Source organism: Burkholderia sp. GbtcB21 (genome assembly GCF_019091065.1).
In the GTDB taxonomy this organism is placed as follows: Bacteria; Pseudomonadota; Gammaproteobacteria; order Burkholderiales; family Burkholderiaceae; genus Burkholderia; species Burkholderia pyrrocinia_C.
Genome location: NZ_JAGXKA010000112.1, coordinates 1 through 445, shown reverse-complemented (window position 1 = coordinate 445; position 445 = coordinate 1). Strand labels below are relative to the sequence as shown.

Below are 445 nucleotides of genomic sequence, written 5' to 3'. Positions count from 1 at the left end.
TGCGCAAGCGTCATGATGCGATCGCGATCCAGGCTCGGCTGGAAGCTGAAGTCGTAGCCGGCCAGCGTCTTGATCGTGCCGAGCCGCGCGGTCTGCAGCGCCATCCGGATGCGGCGTGTTTCGCGTGTCGTGAACTCCTCGCCCAGCAACGTTTCCAGCACTTCGAGCATCGAACTGTCGCCTTGCTCGAAGCGGTTCAGGGTGGCATCCAGCGTTTCGAGCGCGCGCGGCATGCGCAGGCCGACGAGATAGCGCCGGATGCGCTCCAGTGTCGAGGCAGGCATGCTGTTCATGCGGTCCTCCCGGCTTCTGCGAGACGTCTTGCGACCTGGTCATAGAACGACAAGGGCCGGCGAGCCACGCTCGCCGTCACCGATGGCACGGGGTGCCGTGCCGGCTGCTTACGCTGGTTTGCACGCCGATGACCGGGCAACAGCGAGGTTCG

General features: G+C 65.4%; 2 pseudogenes. Both read right to left on the bottom strand.

The annotated features are described in order from the left end of the window. A pseudogene (istB, locus tag KVT39_RS36555) lies at positions 1 to 293 on the bottom strand (IS21-like element ISBcen28 family helper ATPase IstB); the annotation flags it as partial. Beyond that, positions 290 to 445 (bottom strand): annotated as a pseudogene (locus KVT39_RS36550) (IS21 family transposase); the annotation flags it as partial. The pseudogenes istB and KVT39_RS36550, both read right to left, overlap by 4 nt.